Genomic DNA, 20,885 nt, shown 5'->3' with positions numbered 1-20,885 from the left:
TTTTATATTCATTGATTTTAGATTAAACGCCTTTATTTTCATGTTCATAACTGTGCCTCCATCTGACAAATTTTAATCAAACCACGAATTTCAGGTAGACATGAACCACAATTTCCACCCGCTTTTAAACACGCTGTGACTTGTTTTTCATCGGTGATATTTTTGGCTTTGATGGTTTCAATCATGCGGTTTTTCCCGACTTTAAAACAACTACAAACTAAAGCCCCCTCACTGTTCCCCATCGACATCGGTTGCCCTGCAAGTAAGGCTTTACGATGCATCGCACTCAAGCGTTCCCGCTTAAACAAACTTGCAACCCAATCCCGATCAGGCAATAAAGCTTTAGGTGCAATATATAAACTTGCAATTAAAATGCCATTTCTAAGCACAATGTTATGACTGATATATGCCGATGGATCTTCTACATTCAGCCACTCAAAACTTTCATCCTCAAAAGCTAAAAGTTCTTTGAGTTTTTCAGTGGTCGCAGACATTTTTCGACGATCTGCCAACTCATAACGGGTGGCTTTTGCTGTGGTAATTTTGGTCCACCACACCATTTTATCCACTGCATTTTTTGTATAATGTTCAAAACCTTGACGAACATATAACACGCCTTGCCACTGCGTATAAAAAGGCTGAATCATGACAGGTGTATGTTTAAATTCAGGCTCGCCCGAAATTGCATCCACCACAGGATTGACCACTTTACCAATTCTCGCATCGGATGCTGTTTTTTCTGTCCAATGGATAGGGGCAAAAACCTGACCACGGCGGATTTTATCGCTTAGCACGACACGTAAGACACAACTTCCCCATGCTGACTTCACATCAACCAATTCAGTATCTTTTAGACCAAATTTCAAAGCATCTTGAGGATGAACTTCGCAATAGGGTTCAGCTTTATGGGTACTCAAATTGGCAGAAAGACCTGTACGAGTCATGGTATGCCATTGGTCCCGAATTCGACCTGTATTTAAAATCAAGGGGTATTCACTGTCGGTTTGATGTACAGGATTAACGACGGATGTGGCAATAAATTTGGCTTTCCCATCGGTATGGCTAAAATGACCATCGGCATACAAACGCGCCACAGCATCTTCTTTTTGTTCGCTTGACCATACAGGCCATTGAATGGGAGCTAAATTTTGATAATCGGTAATGCTTAAATCGGTTAAACCACTTAAATTAAAATAACGGAAAATAGAATCATCTGTTCGATCTATAGTTTGTACATTTTGATAGGCAGATAATTGCGCATGTTCTGTAAAAATCTCATGACTATTAGCAAATTCAAACCCATCAAAACCCATCTTTTTTGCGACTTGTGAAATTGACCACCAATCGGCTTTACATTGTTCAGGTACGGCTAAAAAAGCATTCTGACGGGAAATCCGTCGCTCCGAATTAGTGACGGTTCCTTCTTTTTCACCCCATGCAAGCGCAGGTAAAAGTACATCAGCGTACTGTGTAGTATCTGTATCAAGACAAATATCAGACACCACTACGAATTCACATTTTTCCAAAGCACGTTTAACCTGATCAGCATTGGGTAAACTCACCACGGGATTGGTCGCCATAATCCAAATGGCTTTGATTTGCCCACTTTCTACAGCTTCAAATAGATCAACAGCTTTTAAACCTGATTTTTGCGCAATGTGTGGGCTTTTCCAAAATTCCTGTACCAATTTTTGATGTTGAGGATTTTCAATTTCCATATGTGCTGCCAACATATTGGCTAGTCCACCGACTTCACGCCCACCCATCGCATTCGGCTGTCCTGTCATAGAAAATGGCGCAGCACCAAGTTTGCCAATTTTGCCAGTTAATAGATGACAGTTGATAATACTGTTGGCTTTATTCACCCCTTGTGAAGATTGATTAACCCCCATCGAAAATAAACTCATAACTTTTTCAGTATGAGTAAACTTTTGATAAAACAATTCTAATTTCTCGAGAGAGATTCCTGTTTTTTGTGCCACATCGTAAATGGAGGATTCACTGTGGCTACTGTCCAAAGCCACTGTTAAGCATTCAGTATGTGCTGTAACGAAATCAGCATCGACTGCGCCATTTTGATGCAAATATTGCAATAGACCATTAAACAGCGCGACATCCTGTCCGGGTAAAATTGGTAGGTGTAAGTCTGCGGCTTCACAGGTTGCCGTAAAACGTGGGTCTATCACCACCACGAATAAATCTCGCTCTTCTTTGGCTTTCATAATCCGTTGATATAAAACAGGATGACACCATGCGGTATTTGAGCCAACCAAAACCACCATATTGGTATGTTCAAAATCTTCATAACTTGCAGGAACAATATCTTCACCAAAAGCCCGTTTATGCGCTGCTACGGCGGAAGACATGCAAAGTCGTGAATTGGTGTCGATATTAGCTGTGCCCAAATAACCTTTCACAAATTTATTGACGACATAATAATCTTCCGTCAGCAATTGCCCCGACACATAAAAAGCAACACTTTCACGCCCATACTGATCAATACAATGTTGAAATTGCTCTGCAATTTTTGTTGTGACCGTGCCCCAATCACTTATTTTACGTTGTGCCTTACGTCCAAGCATCGGCTGTAAAACACGACTTTCCAAACCAAGCGTATCGGCTAAATTACTGCCTTTAATACACAATTTTCCAAAATTGGCAGGATGATGAATATTTCCTGTGATCGTTACTTTTTGCCCCAAAGTTCCCGTTAGTACCTTAGCCGTCACGCCACAACCCACACCACAGTATGGGCACGTAGAATCTGTAGTTTTAATATTATTGTCTGTATGACTTTCTGTGGAGCCATGCAGTTCCATCATAGGGATACTCTTCATTTCCTGCTGTGCTCCTTATTCCCAATCAAACTTATTTGGGCGTTGCTTTCATTTTCTAGAATCAACCCAAATATCTAAATTCACGATGATATAAACTATCGTGTAGTGGCATGGATGCCATCGTTGGACGGGGGTACAGGGCGTACTCCTCGCACAACAAAGGATTTTTGTCACTTTTGATCTCTCAAAAGTGAGGCTACACCTACGCAAATAAAATTTAACTTAAAATGAAAATATGAGGTCGTGGCTTCTATTTTCCTGATAAGCAATGAATCACCCTGCTTGTTTTAATGCAAAATCTCGACCAAACAGTAATTTATTGCGAATACTTGAAATTGAGCTTTGATCTGCAATCAATTCTGCATACCAAGCACCGTCTTCGGTGTCACCAAACAACACAGCACCAATCATTTTGTCTTTTTGAATAATGATGCGTTTGTAAATCTGACGTTTTTCATCATTCAGGATGATGTCTTCATAATCTTCGGCTGATTCACTATTTTCTAAATCAATTCGACCTGCGGAAAACACATCACAGCCACTGACTTTTAACTGCGTGGGTACGGTTGGCGCTTTAAAAGTTAAACTGCCATGCTCTGCCAAATGAGTCGCACAAATAAAAGCTTGCCCCCACAATGGCTCAACTAATCCAAAAGTTTGATTACGATGTTCAATACATTCACCGACCGCATAAATACTTGGATCAAAAGTCTGCATGGTGTCATTTACCATCACACCACGATTGCAACGCAAGCCTGCACTTTGTGCCAAAGTAATGTTAGGGCGGATACCAACAGCAAATACGACTAAATCTGCATCGAGGATTGTGCCATCTTTCAGTTTAATCTGACTAACATGCCCATCCTGACCAATCAATTCTTGGGTATTGGCTTCGGTGATGATGGAAATACCTTTCGCTTCAATACTGTGACGCAACATTACACTTGCTCTACTGTCAAGCTGACGCTCCATAATTCGATCCATCAAATGCAATACGGTGACATTCATTCCTCGTTGCTTTAAGCCATAGGCTGCTTCAAGCCCTAACAATCCACCACCAATCACCACCGCATTTTTTTTGTTTTTGCAATAATCAAGCATGATATTCACATCGTAAATATCACGAAAGCTAATCACGCCTGTTAAATCTGCACCTGAAATAGGCGGAATAAAGGGTTTTGAACCTGTAGCTAAAATCAAACGGTCATAATCCATTACCAGACCTTTTTGGGTATAGACTTGCTTCCGTGGGCGATCAATTTTCACAGCAGGATCATCAGCAATAAAATTGATATTTTTCGACTGATACCATGAATGTGGATGCAACATAATATCTTCAATGGTTTTTTCACCTGACAAAACAGGCGACAACATAATGCGGTTATAGTTACCCCATGGCTCTTCACCAATCACGGTAATATCATAGCGGTCAGGTGCCATATCCAATAAATCTTCCAAGCAACGCATACCTGCCAAACCATTACCAACCAAAACAAGTTTGGTTTTTTCCTGTGAAGATGAATTGTTGGTAATATAGGTTTTTTGTGCTATCGGGCAGACAAAAACACAACCATTTTCAATCTTGCTTGGAAAAACCAAGAGTTTTTGTTCTTTATCTTCTAAGCAACGCCCGGTCGCAAGGCTGAAATGTTGTTTATAAATAGGGGATGCGACCACACGTTCGCCCTGTAGATCCCCAACAATCCCCCGTGACATCACAAAAGCCTGACTAAATGGATCTTGATTGCTTAAGGCATAGACCCGTTTTTCATTCCCGACACGGAACAATGCAATTTGTTGTAGATGGATGATTGCACCCACACCTGTATTTGGCGTGATATCGGCAAATTGACACACTTCAACCCATTCCATCTTATCAGTTGTATTAACGCTTTTTAAAATAGTCATGCAAATTCTCCTTGATCTTATTCAGTGCAAATACTTAAACTTTCAACCGCTTAAGCTTCAACCATCACAATACGACTCACATCACGTTCTGCTGTGGTTTTTGGACGGATTTGCCCACGTTCAGAGGCAAACTGAATATGTGGATCATTTTGTTGTTCAGCTTTTGCATTAATAAAGGTAATAAAGCGTTTACGTACTTCAGGGTCTTCAATCGCAGTACGCCATTCATCCTGATAAGTGCCAACCACGTGCGACATACGGCGTTCCAATTCATCCGCTATGTCTAAAGAATCATCAATCACGACGGCTTTTAGATAATCCAAGCCCCCTTCCATGTTGTCACGCCATACTGAAGTTCGTTGTAAACGGTCTGCTGTTTGCACATAGAACATAAAGAAACGGTCGATATAGCGAATTAAAGTTTCTGTATCCAAGTCTGAAGCCAGTAATTCTGCATGACGAGGTTTCATTCCACCATTACCACAGACGTATAAATTCCAACCTCGTTCTGTAGCAATCACACCGACATCTTTACTTTGTGCTTCAGCACACTCACGGGTACAGCCTGAAACCGCCATTTTAAGTTTATGCGGTGAACGTAAGCCCTTATAGCGATTCTCTAAAAATATCGCTAAGCCCATAGAATCATCTACACCATAACGACACCATGTACGACCCACGCAAGATTTAACAGTACGTAGTGATTTACCGTAGGCATGACCTGATTCAAAGCCTGCATTGATGAGTTTTTCCCAAATATCAGGCAATTGATGCACTTGCGCCCCAAATAAATCAATGCGTTGCCCACCTGTGATTTTGGTATACAAACCATAATCTTTAGCCACTTGCCCAATGGTAATTAATCCTTCGGGGGTAATTTCACCTCCAGCAATTCGTGGCACAACCGAATAAGAACCATCCTTTTGAATATTGCCCAAGTAATAATCATTACTGTCCTGTAGACCTGCATGAGTGGGTTTTAAAACAAAATCGTTCCAACAAGATGCTAAAATATTCGCGACTGTTGGTTTACAAATATCACAACCTAAACCATGCCCATGTTGATGGATTAAATCATCAAAGGTTTTAATTTCATTGACTCGCACCAAGTGATACAGCTCTTGACGTGAATAGGCAAAATGCTCACATAGATGATTATTAACCGTCACCCCCTGACGCTGTAATTCAGATTTTAAAACCTGTGTTACCAAGGCTGAACAACCGCCACATGCCGTTGCGGCTTTAGTGCATTTTTTTAGTGCACCCAATGAGGTTGAACCCTCTGCAATTGCCGAACAAATATCTGCTTTAGACACATTATTACATGAACAAATCGTTGCACTGTCGGGCAGTAAATCAACACCACTGCCCCCACTTTTAGATGGTGCATTGGCATAACCCGGCATAATCAAACTTTCAGGACTTTCAGGAACTGCTAAGCCATTCAACATCATTTGCAAAAGGTCGTTGTATTCTTTGGCACAACCAACCAATACAGCACCTAAAAGTTTAGTTTTTTCTGCATTCACCACGATTTTTTTATAAACCATGGCATTTTCATCTGCATAAAAATAACTGAGTGCATTCGGTGTCATGGCGTGTGCATCACCGACTGATGCCACATCAACACCCATTAGTTTCAGCTTGGTGCTCATGTCTGCACCTAAAAATGCAGTGCTTGTTTGTGACATCACGTGCTTGGCTGCAATACGTGCCATGTCATAGCCAGGTGCAACTAAACCATAAATTTTATTTTGCCATAATGCACATTCACCAATGGCGTAAATGTCTTCATCTGAGGTTTGGCAATAATTATTAATACTAATCCCGCCACGCTCACCCATGTTCAAACCACTTTGACGCGCCAATTCATCACGTGGGCGAATGCCTGCTGAGAAGAGAATGATGTCTGTTTCAAGCTCTGAACCATCACCAAACTTCATCACATGTGTGGTTGATGTACCGTCTTCAATGGATGATGTTGCTTTTTGGGTATGGACTTTCACGCCTAAATTTTCAATTTTTGAACGTAAAACTTTACCGCCCAAATCATCAATTTGTACCGCCATTAAACGGGGCGCAAATTCCACCACATGGGTGTCTAAATCTAAATCTCTTAATGCTTTGGCTGCTTCTAATCCAAGCAGACCACCACCGATGACCACACCTGTTTTAGCATTTAAACTTGCAGCACGAATGGCATCAAGGTCATCAATTGTACGATACACAAAGCAATTTTTACGTTCATTGCCCGGAATCGGTGGAACAAAAGCATAAGAACCTGTTGCTAGAATCAATTTATCATAGGCAATCACATCACCAAGATTGGTCGTAATGCTTTTATTAATACGATCAATGGCAACCGCTTTGGTGCTTAAACGCAAATCTATTCCATAAGCATCTGCAAAATCACTACGGCATAAGGTTAAATCTTTGACAGATTTTCCTGAGAAATATTCAGTTAAATGCACGCGGTCATAGGCTAAACGAGATTCTTCAGCAAGGATGGTGATTTCCACTTCATCGCCTGCATGCTCAAGCACCGATTCGATAAATTTGTGACCCACCATACCGTGACCAATCATGACTAATTTCATTTCAATTCTCCTCAAATTTTCTTATTTTTTTTTGCGATTAAGCTGCGTGATTTTGTTTAGTGCTTTGTGCAAGGCTTTGTTCAAGATCGTGGCGCTCAAGAACAGCGGCTTCAAACAATTTTTGTTCTTTTTCTTTATGTTCAACCGAAAAACGAATCATTAAGACACAACTTGCAGCGATCACCACCAAACCACCCAACACCATCAGTGTAGTTTGAATATCAAGCATACCTTTCAATAAGAAACCTGCTGCTACTGCTCCGACGTTCCCGCCTGCACCAATAATGCCTGCCACACCACCTAGAGCATCACGATCTATGAAAGGTACCAGTGCATAAGTTGCACCACATGCCATGTGAGTGAATAAAGCAAATATTGTCATTGCGAGGACGGCAAAAACAGCAGTATTCATTTGAGAGAAGACCACCAAAAATACACCTTCCATCAAGATCATCAGGAAAAGTACTTTGGTACGACCATCCAAACCTTTTTTTGTTGCGACTTTATCTGAAACAATGCCACCTAAAGCACGAGCAAATAAAGCAAGTAAACCGAAAATTCCTGCTGCCAATCCTGCTTCTTTTAAACCAAACTGAAAATTATCGACGTAGTACAGCGCAATAATGTTATGAATAAAAATTTCAATACCAAAACATGCCGCATACGCCCCAAAGAGAATCCAAACGCGGTAGTTACGTGCAGCGTGCATTAAAATCGCAATGCCACCTTTTTTATCACTGCCGACTTGAATACCTTGTGCACGTAATTCTTTAAAATCGCCTTGTGGGCAATCTTGCGTAAATTTCCAATACATCACACCAACAATTAGCATCAATACGCCCGGCACAATCAGCGCAATTCTCCAACCCTCTGCCTGTTCAACACCAAACATCACTAAAGCCGCTAACATTAAGGGCATTAAAGCCTGTGTCGCACCACCACCTGCATTTCCCCAACCTGCTGTGGTTGCATTTGCTGTTCCTACGACATTCGGTGCAAACATAATACTGGTGTGATATTGCGTGATCACAAAACTGGCACCAATTGCACCAATGAGTAAGCGAAAAAATAAGAAGGATTCATAACTGTTGGCAGATGCCACACCAAACACAGGAATACTGCCGATGATTAATAGTGCGGTATAAGTTTTACGTGGCCCGTATTTGTCACAAAGTGGGCCAACAATCAGACGAACTAAAATGGTAATAGCAACTGCTGCAATATTAATATTGGCAATTTGATCTTTAGTCAGATGAAATTCACCTGCAATCACAGGCATGAGTGGTGCACAGGCAAACCACGCAAAGAAACAGACAAAAAAAGCGAGCCAACTCATGTGGAAGGCTCGCATCGCTGCGCTGTTAAAGTTTAAAAGACTTATTCTTGTGGCTTTCTTAGCATCTAAATTTGAAGACATAACCTTTTCCTACCTGAACTGAACGTGTGGGTTTTCTGTGATGCAGGCATTGCATCTCAGAGCGATCAGAGCGGACATCGTTGGCCGTCTTACAAATTTTTTATGAGAGTCGTCTTTGACTCGAAATGGATAATGCACTTAGTGTGCCAATGCTTTAAAATAAATTATAATCAATTGATTTTTATATATTTATTAATTTTTTATTTTCTTAAACGCTATTCTACAGTTATTTAATATACTTAAATTAAAATAATGATGACTTTTAAAATGCTTTGTTAATGTTCATCTTGCGCTAATCAAGTGCATCATGATGATGCATACCCCATAAGCCATTATTTTTCATAACTTTATCTATTTATAAATTTTGTATAAAAATCTTTTTATTTAGGCTTTACATGATTGAAATATATAACGAATAATGTCTTTATCAAAAATAAATGTATAAGGTCATAAAAAATAGTATTACTGGCATCTTATTTGCTTATTTATCACTATAACTTTTTAAGTTTCAGCCATTTTCAAATGCCAAAACTAAAAATAGCCTTAATTGATGACGATTTGGATCGGGCGCAGTACATCAAAAAATCACTGATCGAACATGACTTCGAAGTCGTGGCATGCCTGATGATTGATCATTTAACTATGTTCGATCTGCAACAATTACATGCAGATGTGATTTTACTGGACATGGATCATCCACATCGAGACATCATTGAAAGCTGTGTCAGGCAATTTGATTTACCTACTGTCTTATTCACTAAGAATAGCCATAAAGATACAATTAAAAATGCTATAGATGCAGGAGTCACGGCGTATATTGTGGATGGTATTGATCCAAGTAAACTGGAAAGTATTTTAGAAATTTCCATCGAACAATTTAAAAAACATAAAAAATTAATGACTGATCTTAAAGATACTAAAAATAAACTAGCTGACCGCAAAGATGTAGAAAAAGCCAAAGTTTTACTGATGCAATTACATGGTTTAAAAGAAGAACATGCTTTTCAGCTATTGCGTAAAAATGCCATGAGCCACCGTATGACCATTGGTGAAATGGCTCGTCGGTTACTAGACGCTCAACAACTTTTACAAAATCAATTGAAGGATTAGATGATGACAGATTTAGAAAAAACTAAAATCCAAATTGGCTATATTCCTTTACTCGATTGCGTTGCAATACTTTGGGCAAAACAGCGTGGTTTTTTTGATGAACAAGGTCTAGACGTTAATTTAATCAAAGAAGCCTCTTGGGCGAGCCTAAGAGATCGTTTGGCTTTTGGTGTTTTAGATGTTGCTCATTGCCTATCAGCCATGCTTCCTGCAGCAGCTTTAGGTGAGGATCAGATCGGTATTCCGCTACAAACCAATTTGGTCTTGAGCCAAAATCGTGCTTTTATTTCACTCAGCCAAAAACTTTGCCATCAACTCAATATTTATCACCAAGATTCTGCTGAACAATCTGCTCAAAAAATTGTTCTCGCCCTAAAAAATGGGCAGAAAATACGTTTGGCAAATGTATTTAAGCAATCTATACACCACTATTGTCTACGACAATGGCTCGCACTTGCAGATCATGAAACCGCTCAACAATGCAATCTTCTAACACTTCCCCCACCCTATATGGTCGAAGCCATTTCTAAAAACTTAATTGATGGTTTCTGTGTTGGAGAACCTTGGAACACTCAAGGAGAATTAGCAGGTATCAGCCAACCCGTCATTTCAAGTCAGGAGATTATCCCTGACATCGCAGATAAAGTTTTAGCTTTCACTCAAGACTGGGCTATACAACATCCCAATACGCTTAAAGCGATTACTCAAGCAATTGTTAAAGCTCAACAAGAGTTAAAAGATATGGTTAATTTTGATGAAGTCTGGGAACTATTAATTGAATTTAATATTATTCAATTTCAATGCTCAGAAAGTCTCCATGTAGAGAAATATTATTCCATTCAAAATATCATTCGTCATTTAGTCAAAGACACTACAACACCTAAAATAGATGATTTTTATTGGCTCATTGAACAAATGATCAAATGGGATAAAATTACACTAAAACCTGCTGATATAGCACGAATTGCTGAAAGTTGTTACTTTCCGTTATATAAAACATAAACTTTGAGCATTAATTACAACTTTGTTGCATAAAGCCTTTTAAAGATAAAAATCCTCTAAGTCACTCAAATTTAACATGCAACTCAAGTATGGGGTTGACCTAACTCTGTAAATTTATTTAACACTTGAGTAGCACTGCGCAAGGTGTATGAATCTTATTAACTTGACCTAGACGCCCTTGCACTAAGTTTATCGTCATATAATTTGATGCAATACGTTTTGGTTTCTATCAAGCTTTGATGATGGTACTCAGACCACTTTAAGGCTAGACTTTAGGAAATTGGTTTTCACTATGCACGAATTTCGAGTGATTTATTGAGATAGTTTTATTTATGCTTTTAAGTGCTGTAAAAAATTAATTCGTAAGTTTTCACAGAAGGAATTGAAGGGAAATAATTGTAGCATTCGGCATCGGATCAGATGTGGATTAAGGAGAGGTTGCAACTTTTCAAAAAAGCTTAAAAATCATTTCAAAACTTTTGATTTAACTTTCTTCTATATTAATAATAGATTTATTTAATACCAGCATGCTTTCTGAAATGCCACCAAAGTTACAATATGTATGCATTATATTTTTTTCATAAAAAATTCTTCTAAAACTTATTTTATATACGTTTAAAATAATACTTTAAGAAAATCAGTATTATTTAAATGAACTTTTCTCATATTTAATAACCTTTATTTTTTACAAAATATTTTGATGAAGTTTCAGCACTATAATATGTCAATAACATAACCAACTAGTTCCTCCACTTGGTGGATTTACGAAATACTCGAACGCATTTCATTGAACTCAACCACGAACGTATTACTTTAGGTAATGTCGATACAATTAATTTTAGAATTGCATCTCTATTTCAGGGCAAGAGCAAAATTGTTATGAATTAAAACAGATTTATGTAGACAACCGTTTAAATATATTAAAAGCTTAACTCTCGATTCCAAACAGCTTGTTTAGAATTGGTGATGATTCATGTACTTTGAATATTGACCGAGTTCAAAATCAATATCATTGGTAGTTAAAACCTTTAAATAAATAGCATGACTTTAATCATGCTATTTTATATTTATAGAGTTGAAAAATAAATTTAACATCATCATTTGCGATCTAGAGTAGCAACAATTCTGTTTAATAATTCGCTTAGAAATTCTGATGAGGTTCCTAACACACTCTATAAACGCTCATTAAGATTAATTGAAGCCAAAATTTTATGTGGGTTGCAATGTGGGATAAAACACGAGCAAGAAAAAAGCCCTTGTAATAACAAGGGCTTTTTAGATATTTGGCGGAAGCGGTGAGATTCGAACTCACGGAGGACTCACACCCTCGTCGGTTTTCAAGACCGGTGCATTCAACCGCTCTGCCACGCTTCCATGTGCGCCATCATACGGAGCTTTTATACATCTGACAAGTGAAAAATACAGTCAAAGCATACAAGTGCATATACTTTCACCAAATACTATAAAAAATCACAATATTGCAGCGATTTCAGCACCTTCACGAATCGCACGCTTCGCATCAAGCTCGCCTGCAAGTTTTGCACCACCAATAATATGGTAACTTGCTAACGTCGATTCACCTTCTTTCGGCATCAATTCTTTAACAGATTCTTGCCCTGCACAAACCACAATGGTATCAACACGTAAGAGCTGATCATGACCATTCACTTCAACCCACAAACCTTCATTTGATACAGATTTATATTGCACACCACGCATCATACGTACAGCATGCTTTTTCAATTGCGCACGATGTACCCAACCCGAAGTTTTACCCAAGCCAATTCCGAGTGGTGTAGTTTTACGTTGCATCAGATAAATCTGGCGAATGGGCGCTTCAACTTCAGCAGGCACATGACCCCCTTCAGTCATATAATTTGGATTTGGATCAACACCCCATTCACGTTGCCATTCTGCCAAAGGCTGTGGTTGTGGCTGATGCTCAGGTTTCAACAAATACTCTGAAACATCAAAACCAATACCGCCTGCACCAATCACCGCAACTTTATCGCCTACTTGCGCACCACGTAACACTTCAGCATAAGATAGTACATTTGGTGCATCACTACCTTCAATTTTAAGACCACGAGGCACAACACCTGTGGCAATAATCACATCATCAAAGCCTTCACGTTCAAGTTGCTCACGGTTCACTTTGGTATTTAAGCGTACCTCAACACCAGTCTTTTCAAGCTGAACTTTAAAGTAACGGATAGTTTCATGAAATTCTTCTTTTCCTGGTACTACTTTAGCAAGGTTGAACTGACCACCGACTTCTTTTGCTGCTTCAAATAACGTGACATTGTGACCACGTTCAGCAGCAACCGTTGCCGCAGACATTCCTGCAACACCACCACCCACAACTGCAATTTTTTTGGCTTTTTTGGTTTTTAAATAGACCAATTCTGTTTCATGTGCCGCACGAGGATTCACTAGACAACTTGCACGTTTATTTTGAAAACTATGATCTAAACAGGCTTGGTTACATGCAATACAAGTATTAATTTCATCAACACGATTGGTTGCAACTTTATTCACCCAAAAAGCATCAGCAAGTAATGGACGAGCCATTTGCACCATATCTGCTTTACCTGCCGCCAAAATTTCTTCTGCAGTTTCAGGCATATTAATACGATTCGATGCTATAACAGGCACTGCAACATGCTTTTTTACTTCCGCTGTATAGTCAACAAAAGCTGCACGCGGTACAGAAGTGACAATCGTTGGAACACGTGCTTCATGCCAACCAATTCCCGTATTCAACAACGTTATCCCTGCTTTTTCTAAAGCTTTGGCAACGGTAATCACTTCATCCATAGTATTGCCATCATGCACAAGATCGAGCATAGACAAACGGAAACAAATAATAAATTTTTCACCGACCTTCGCACGAATGGCTTTGACAATTTCAACCGCAAAACGCATACGATTTTCAATTGCTCCCCCCCATTGGTCTTCACGTTGATTGACATGGCGACTTAAAAATTGATTGAGTAAATAACCCTCTGAGCCCATCACTTCCACGCCATCATAACCTGCCTTTTTCGCAAGGCTTGCGGTATGAGCAAAATCGTCAATCGTGCTGAGAATATTTTTTTCACTCATTTGACGTGGTTTAAACATAGAAATAGGTGATTTGATCGGGCTTGCAGATACTACAAAAGGCTGATAACCATAACGTCCAGAATGTAGAATCTGCATCAAAATTTTTGCACCATGCTTATGCACAGCATGCGTTACTAAACGATGTGGTGCAATATCACCAAGCGTATTCATGGTTCCGCCAGCAGGCAATAACCACCCCTGACGATTCGGCGAAATTCCACCAGTAATCAGTAGTCCCACACCGCCTTTCGCTCGCTCACCAAAATAAGCCGCAAGCTTTGGATAATTATAAAAACGATCTTCTAAACCTGTGTGCATAGAGCCCATAACGACACGGTTTTTTAGTGTCGTAAAACCTAAATTTAATGGCTGTAAAATATGTGCATAGCTATTCGTTGTCATGTTGATCCTTTTATCTTTGGCTTTGCAACTTGTTGCATACTACTGTAGCGATTTTTTAATTTTTTAGGATGACTTCTTTTTGGTTTTTCTATGTTAATAATGTCAATTCAGCCAATTCCGTTTATTAGCTTCATTTAGCCTAGCTTTGCGATATCAGTCAAATAAGCAGCATAAAATAAACCAAAAAGTTTAATAAAAATAAGTATACATATATGTTTGGGTAACTATGCTTATGATCATATGCCCAATAACACCCTTACAATAAGTATAAGATTTAAATTAGGCACAAAATTTTATTTTTGAAAATACGTTTCCTTTATTTTGAAATCTTTTGTTTAACTAGAATAATATTTAACAAGCAAGATAGATTGATAATTTTGATTTAACTTGCACATAAACTCATATTTATAAGCGATATTATTTCAACAATTTTCGGAACAGACTTCTCCTTTTACACTTACACTGAAAAGACCAAAAAAATCAGCCACTCTTAAGAATGACTGATTTATTCATAAATATTTTAAATATTTATTTCCAATATTTTAATTTACTTGTTTGCCCAATACCGACGTTAAAGCTATTACTTGGATCAAGCTTTTGATAATGGTTTTTCAAAGCAGGCTTTGCCACATATAAATGCCCCACATTATGTTCAGCAGGATATTCTGCCCCACGATCATCAAGTAAATGCCACATTTCATGTTCCATTGCCAAAGGATCTACGCCTTTTTTAACAATATAATCTTGATGAAAAACATGGCAAAGGAAATGTCCGTAATACAATTTATGAATGATTTTTTCATTCATTTCTTGTGGTAAAGTTTCTACCCATTCACGGTCATTACGACGTAGCGCAATATCCAGTGCCACAATATCTTCCACTTCTGAACGATGCGTATCACGGTAACGAATCGCAGCACCTGCCACAGCAAAACGATGTAAAAATGCTTTACGCCCTTCTTCATCGGTACATTTAAAATAATTACCTGATGTTTGATGACTAAAGTAATCTTTTAAAAAGTCATGAACCCGAGCAACATCCTGATTTTCAATACGAATCATTAAGTGATGTTCATATAAATCACGAAATTCATTCATTCGTTTAGGTAAATGGTTTGGCATGAGTTTGGTCACGAGTTGCAGAACTTTATCCGACAAACCACGCAAGCCAACTTTTTCTAAATAACCATCCACTTTATCTTTCATTGCAAATGCAGCAGGCACTTTTGCTGTACCAAATTTTTCAATAAACATGAAACTGTCTTTGCCGTATTCCGCACCAATATCATAGGCAACACGGTGAATGTATTCACCTGCAATTGGCAAACGTGGCAAATCTTTCAACAAAAAACGGCGAATTTCAGTCAAGTCATCATGTGAATTTGTACCTACATAAAACACCTGACTTGGAATTTTTTCAAAGGTATCTAAACGTACTGCAAAAACACAAACTTTACCTGCTGAACCTGAAGCTTCAAATAAACGACTTGGATCGGCATTAAAACGTGCAGGCGTATTTTCATCGACCTGTTTTACATCATGTGAATAGTGTTGATCAGAAGCACAGCAACTTGAATTGTTAATGATGTCATCAATTTGATAGTTTTTATTTTCAAGTTTCGTGAGGATTTCTTCAGGTGTTCGCCCTAAATTCACACCCAAATGATTGACCAGTTCTAATTCACCAGACTCATTGACTCGTGCATAAAGTGCTAACTCTGTATAGGCAGGCCCACGACGAACTAATGCACCACCTGAGTTATTGCACACACCACCTAAAACTGATGCACCAATACATGAAGAACCAATCACTGAATGTGGTTCACGATTAAATGGCGCTAAATCTTTTTCTAAACGATCAAGCGTTGCACCTGGCAAACAAATGACTTGCTGACCATCATTAATTACTTGAATACCTGCTAAACGACGCGTACTCATTAAAATTACAGGACGATCATAATCATCACCAAATGGCGTTGAACCACCTGTCAAACCTGTGTTGGCAGCTTGCATAATCACAATGCAATCGGCGTTCACAGCCACTTTTAATACTTGCCATTGTTCAAGTAAAGTTCCTGGCACAACAACCGCCAAGACTTGACCTGCACCATAACGACGACCTTGACGATAAAGGCGTGTGTCATTGGCATCGGTTAATACGTGTTGTTTACCAACGATATGAATGAGGTCTTGGATGGTTTGTAATGATTGAGTTTGCATATTTGTTATTTCCAGTTATAAGAATCCCCTCTAAATCCCTAAGACCAGTCAGTTAAGGATTCTTTAAATCCTCCCCCACCGCTCCTTTTCCAAAGGAGGGGCCTTCTGTCCACTAAATTTGATTGAGTTTGAGAAAAACTCCCCTCTTTTCAAAGAGGGGTTAGGGGAGATTTATACGATTTGAATAATCATAATGAGTGATAATTAAATCACCCTGCCAGCTCTTTTTCTAATCTCACCAAACAATCTGAAGTAATATCAGCAATCGTGTTTGCACCCGTCAATGTCATCGCCACACGCATTTCTTTATCAATTAAATCAAGAAGATTAGAAACACCTGCTCCACCTGCCGCACCCAATGCATAGATAAAAGCACGTCCTAGCATACAAGTATCTGCACCAAGCGCAAGCATACGCACGACATCTAAACCATTACGAATACCCGAATCGGCTAGGATTTTAATATCACCTTTCACAGCATCTGCAATTGGTGGTAAAGCACGAGCAGAAGACAATACGCCATCCAACTGACGACCACCATGATTTGATACCACGATACCATCTGCACCGAAACGTACTGCATCTTTAGCATCTTCAGGATCGAGAATACCTTTGATGACCATTGGACCATCCCAAAATTCACGAATCCACTCAAGGTCTTTCCAAGAAATAGATGGATCGAAGTTATTGCCTAACCAACCAATATAATCTTCTAGACCTGTCGGTTTACCTAAATATTTTGAGATGTTACCCAAATCATGCGGGCGACCCATCATGCCGACATTCCATGCCCAATGCGGATGGAAACATGATTGCATATAACGACGCATTGCTGCATTTGGCCCGCTCATACCTGAATGGGCATCACGGTAACGTGCACCTGGAACAGGCATGTCTACTGTAAATACTAAGGTTGAACAGCCTGCAGCTTTGGCACGTTCCAAAGCATCTTTCATAAAGCCACGGTCACGAAGTACATATAACTGAAACCACATTGGACGGTTAATAGCAGGTACAACTTCTTCAATCGGACACACTGACACGGTAGATAAAGTAAAAGGAATACCCTTTTTATCGGCAGCAACAGCCGCTTGAACTTCACCACGACGTGCATACATACCTGTTAAACCCACAGGTGATAATGCAACTGGCATCGACAAGGTTTCATTAAACAGTTTTGTTTCAAGGCTAAGTTGCGACATGTCATTTAACACACGCTGTCTTAACGCAATCTTTGATAAATCTTCCACATTACGTTTTAAGGTATATTCCGCATTTGCCCCACCATCAATGTAGTGAAACAAAAATGGCGGTAAACGACGACGCGCGGCTTCACGATAGTCATTTGCAGAAGAAATAATCATATTTTATGTCCTATTTAATCGGCTTGAACGCTGACGACGGGCTTCTTCCTCATCAATCATACGCACTTGCTGTACCACAAATTCGATATGTCCACAGACTGCCTCTCGGGCAGCCTCTGGATCACGACGTTCAATTGCATCCATCACCTGAAAGTGTTGATCACGCAATTGATCATAACGATGGGCTTCGGTATACACTTTACGCCTACCCAAAACCACGTTGTATTGCAACAAATCTACTAAACCACGCATCATCTGAATCAACACCAAATTGTGCGATGCCTCTGCAATCGCCAAGTGAAATTCAGAATCTGCTCTGGCAGCAAGATGATCATCTCCCAACTCTTGAAAATGGGTGATTTGATCATAACAATAACGAATTTTCTCAAGATCTTGCTCAGTTGCCCGCTTGGCTGCATACCATGCTGTTCCTCCCTCAAGTACCATTCGAGCTTCCTGCACATCAAAACGATAGGCAGGATCTTCATCGATTAAATTACTTAAAGGTTCAACAATCTGATTGTGCGACCAATTGACTGGTAACTGTTGCAAAAAAGTCCCCGCTCCAACTTTGCTGACCAGCATGCCCATACTGCTCAGTTGCGAAATGGCCTCTCTCAAAGTGGAGCGAGATACACCGAGTTGTTCACACAACTTACGTTCAGCAGGCAGACGAGCTCCGACTTGCATATTATTTTGTTCAATTAACATGCGTAGGTTTTGTACCACTTTGTCGGAGACTTTCATCTGCTTTCCTTAGACGTGCATCGGTTGAGTATCCCTAAAATGATATGTGATCGTTATAATCATGGAATCATCCAAGGGAACACATAGGCTTGTAGTGTAATGATAATACCAATCATCACAGTAAATGAGATACTGTGTTTCACCGTAAAACGGAATAAATCAGACTCTTTACCCACTAAACCTACCGCAGCACAAGCAATCGCAATCGATTGCGGAGAAATCATTTTTCCTGTTACGCCACCACTCGTATTCGCAGCAACCAATAATACTTCAGGCACACCAATTTGCTGTGCAGTAGTCGCTTGAAGTGCTGCAAACAAGGCATTTGCAGAAGTATCTGAACCTGTGAGGAATACCCCTAACCAACCCAAGAATGGTGAGAAGAATGTGAAGGCTTGACCTGTATGCGCAAGTGCCAATGCTAAAGTTGCTGACATTCCTGAATAGTTCGCAATAAATGCGAAAGCCAACACCATACCAATTGAATAAATTGGAATTTTCAATTCATTCACCGTTTCAGCAAAAGTCATAATTGCATCTTTCGGCTTCATTTTTAAGTAAATGATGGTAATAATCGCAGCGAACATAATTGCAGTACCCGTTGCAGAGAACCAATCAAACTTATAAATGGCATCATAGTCCTTAATTTCAGGAACGACAGGTGGCATTTTTTGAATCATTTGATGCAAAAAAGGCACTTTGATTGAAAAAACCATGTCATGCAGTGCGCCATCTTTCGTAAATAAATCCTTGAAAGGTTTGACACTCCAAATGGTGACCATTGCCGTTAAAATTGCAAATGGTGACCATGCTTTAGCAATTTGGGCAATCGTGTATTTCTTCTTACGCTCTGCTGCTAAATCAATATTTTGAACGCCTTCTTCATTTTCAAAGCGGAAAATATGTTTTGGCTGCCAGTATTTCAATAAAATTGTAAGTGACACTAACGCTGCAATCGCCGCTGTAATATCAGGTAATTCAGGACCGACGAAGTTCGATGTCAAATATTGTGCAATCGCAAAAGAACCACCACCCACAATGACCGCAGGCCATGTTTCTTTCACACCACGCCAACCGTCCATAATCGCCATGATCCAGAACAGCACGATGATCACCATAAATGGTAACTGACGACCCACCATCTGACTGATTTCCATGGTTTCTACACCCGAAACCTGACCCGCCACAATGATTGGAATACCCATCGCACCAAAAGCAACAGGTGCAGTATTTACAATCAAACACAGACCTGCAGCATAAAGTGGCTTAAAGCCAAGACCTACAAGTAATGCAGCTGTAATTGCAACGGGTGCACCAAAACCTGCAGCACCTTCAAGGAAGGTACCAAAGGCAAAACCAACGAAAAGCATTTGTAAACGCTGATCTTCAGTAATGGATAAAATTGAAGAACGAATAATATCGAACTGCCCTGTTTTCACAGAAATTTTATACAGGAACACTGCCCCGATAATGATCCATGCAATGGGCCATAAGCCATACAAAAAACCATAAATCATCGATGCAAATGCCATTGTCGCAGGCATTTGATAGGCAAATAATGAAACAAGTAATGCCAATACCACTGTGATCGTACCCGCAACACTTCCCTTCATGCGGAATACAGCTAATGCTAAAAAGAAAAATATGATTGGAATAAGAGCGATCGCACTTGATATCCAAATATTTCCCATCGGATCATAAATTTGTTGCCAATGTTGTAGCATTGTCATCTCCTTGAAATGCTAGCTTAATGGATAAACAGAACATTGCATTTACGTGTAATTGGTATGACCAATATTAATTTAAAATAAAAAAAATACATATATTTACCAATAATAATAATTTCTGCTGAATTAAAGATCAATAAGTGATTTTAAATTTTAAATTGGTATGACCAATAATATCCACTATTTTGTCTAATCAATCACCTATTTTAAAACTTTCAAATAATTTCTAATTCATAAAAAACTGTTTTTATTGATTTTTATTAAAATTTGAAAAATTTATAAGACTTTAGTCTTAGGTGAATACAAAGAAATCAATTTTCATACAACCTTAACAGCATTTCAGAACGATAAAATTGTTGTTTTAACTAAATCTAGCCTATTCAATTTATATATGTTCACAATGATGCTTTACTTTGTTCTTATTTTTAGCGGTATAGCTAGATGTAAAA

General features: G+C 39.1%; 11 protein-coding genes, 1 tRNA gene and 2 pseudogenes. 3 read left to right on the top strand and 11 right to left on the bottom strand.

What is annotated here, in order from left to right:
* Positions 1-44: 44 nt before the first annotated feature.
* The 4 genes from ACK2M2_RS02215 to ACK2M2_RS02200 all read right to left on the bottom strand — a co-directional run bounded on the left by ACK2M2_RS02215 (position 45) and on the right by ACK2M2_RS02200 (position 8,759).
* Entirely contained in the window at positions 45-2,837 is a 2,793-nt protein-coding gene (locus tag ACK2M2_RS02215; RefSeq protein WP_419345977.1) for a molybdopterin-dependent oxidoreductase, read from the bottom strand.
* A gap of 273 nt (positions 2,838-3,110) precedes the next feature.
* Positions 3,111-4,745, bottom strand: coding sequence for a nitrite reductase small subunit NirD (gene nirD, locus ACK2M2_RS02210; RefSeq protein ID WP_419345976.1), 1,635 nt, complete (start codon positions 4,743-4,745; stop codon positions 3,111-3,113).
* A 50-nt stretch (positions 4,746-4,795) separates the two neighbouring features.
* Complete coding sequence (gene nirB / locus ACK2M2_RS02205; RefSeq protein WP_419345975.1) at positions 4,796-7,342, bottom strand: nitrite reductase large subunit NirB; 2,547 nt, start codon at positions 7,340-7,342, stop codon at positions 4,796-4,798.
* Between the two features lie 37 nt (positions 7,343-7,379).
* Positions 7,380-8,759 carry an MFS transporter gene (locus tag ACK2M2_RS02200; RefSeq protein WP_419345974.1) on the bottom strand — a complete coding sequence of 460 codons (1,380 nt, stop codon included), beginning with the start codon at positions 8,757-8,759 and terminating at the stop codon, positions 7,380-7,382.
* 522 nt (positions 8,760-9,281) lie between these two features.
* Here ACK2M2_RS02200 and ACK2M2_RS02195 point away from each other — a divergent pair.
* Together ACK2M2_RS02195 and ACK2M2_RS02190 are read left to right on the top strand one after the other, a co-directional pair.
* Positions 9,282-9,869, top strand: coding sequence for an ANTAR domain-containing response regulator (locus tag ACK2M2_RS02195; protein ID WP_419345973.1), 588 nt, complete (start codon positions 9,282-9,284; stop codon positions 9,867-9,869).
* Positions 9,870-9,872: 3 nt separating this feature from the next.
* Complete coding sequence (locus tag ACK2M2_RS02190; protein ID WP_419345972.1) at positions 9,873-10,871, top strand: ABC transporter substrate-binding protein; 999 nt, start codon at positions 9,873-9,875, stop codon at positions 10,869-10,871.
* A gap of 83 nt (positions 10,872-10,954) precedes the next feature.
* On the opposite strand, the pseudogene ACK2M2_RS02185 reads toward ACK2M2_RS02190, so the two are convergent.
* Positions 10,955-11,131: pseudogene (locus ACK2M2_RS02185) on the bottom strand (IS5/IS1182 family transposase); the annotation flags it as partial.
* A 16-nt stretch (positions 11,132-11,147) separates the two neighbouring features.
* On the opposite strand from ACK2M2_RS02185, the pseudogene ACK2M2_RS02180 reads away from it, so the two are divergent.
* A pseudogene (locus ACK2M2_RS02180) lies at positions 11,148-11,391 on the top strand (IS1 family transposase); the annotation flags it as partial.
* Between the two features lie 764 nt (positions 11,392-12,155).
* Here ACK2M2_RS02180 and ACK2M2_RS02175 read toward each other — a convergent pair.
* The 6 genes from ACK2M2_RS02175 to lldP all read right to left on the bottom strand — a co-directional run bounded on the left by ACK2M2_RS02175 (position 12,156) and on the right by lldP (position 20,439).
* A tRNA-Ser gene (locus ACK2M2_RS02175) sits at positions 12,156-12,245 on the bottom strand.
* 96 nt (positions 12,246-12,341) lie between these two features.
* The gene (locus ACK2M2_RS02170; protein WP_419345971.1) at positions 12,342-14,378 is read right to left on the bottom strand and encodes an FAD-dependent oxidoreductase; all 2,037 of its coding nucleotides are present in this window, start codon (positions 14,376-14,378) and stop codon (positions 12,342-12,344) included.
* 528 nt (positions 14,379-14,906) lie between these two features.
* Positions 14,907-16,598, bottom strand: coding sequence for a D-lactate dehydrogenase (dld, locus tag ACK2M2_RS02165; protein WP_419345970.1), 1,692 nt, complete (start codon positions 16,596-16,598; stop codon positions 14,907-14,909).
* 209 nt (positions 16,599-16,807) lie between these two features.
* The gene (lldD, locus tag ACK2M2_RS02160; protein ID WP_409511689.1) at positions 16,808-17,962 is read right to left on the bottom strand and encodes an FMN-dependent L-lactate dehydrogenase LldD; all 1,155 of its coding nucleotides are present in this window, start codon (positions 17,960-17,962) and stop codon (positions 16,808-16,810) included.
* Positions 17,963-17,965: 3 nt separating this feature from the next.
* A complete protein-coding gene (lldR, locus tag ACK2M2_RS02155; RefSeq protein WP_409511688.1) occupies positions 17,966-18,709 on the bottom strand; it encodes a transcriptional regulator LldR in 744 nt (247 codons plus the stop codon).
* Positions 18,710-18,768: 59 nt separating this feature from the next.
* The gene (lldP, locus tag ACK2M2_RS02150; protein ID WP_419345969.1) at positions 18,769-20,439 is read right to left on the bottom strand and encodes an L-lactate permease; all 1,671 of its coding nucleotides are present in this window, start codon (positions 20,437-20,439) and stop codon (positions 18,769-18,771) included.
* Between the last annotated feature and the right edge of the window lie 446 nt (positions 20,440-20,885).

Source organism: Acinetobacter sp. TY1 (genome assembly GCF_048551395.1).
GTDB lineage: Bacteria > Pseudomonadota > Gammaproteobacteria > Pseudomonadales > Moraxellaceae > Acinetobacter.
This window is presented reverse-complemented; position numbering and strand designations above follow the sequence as displayed.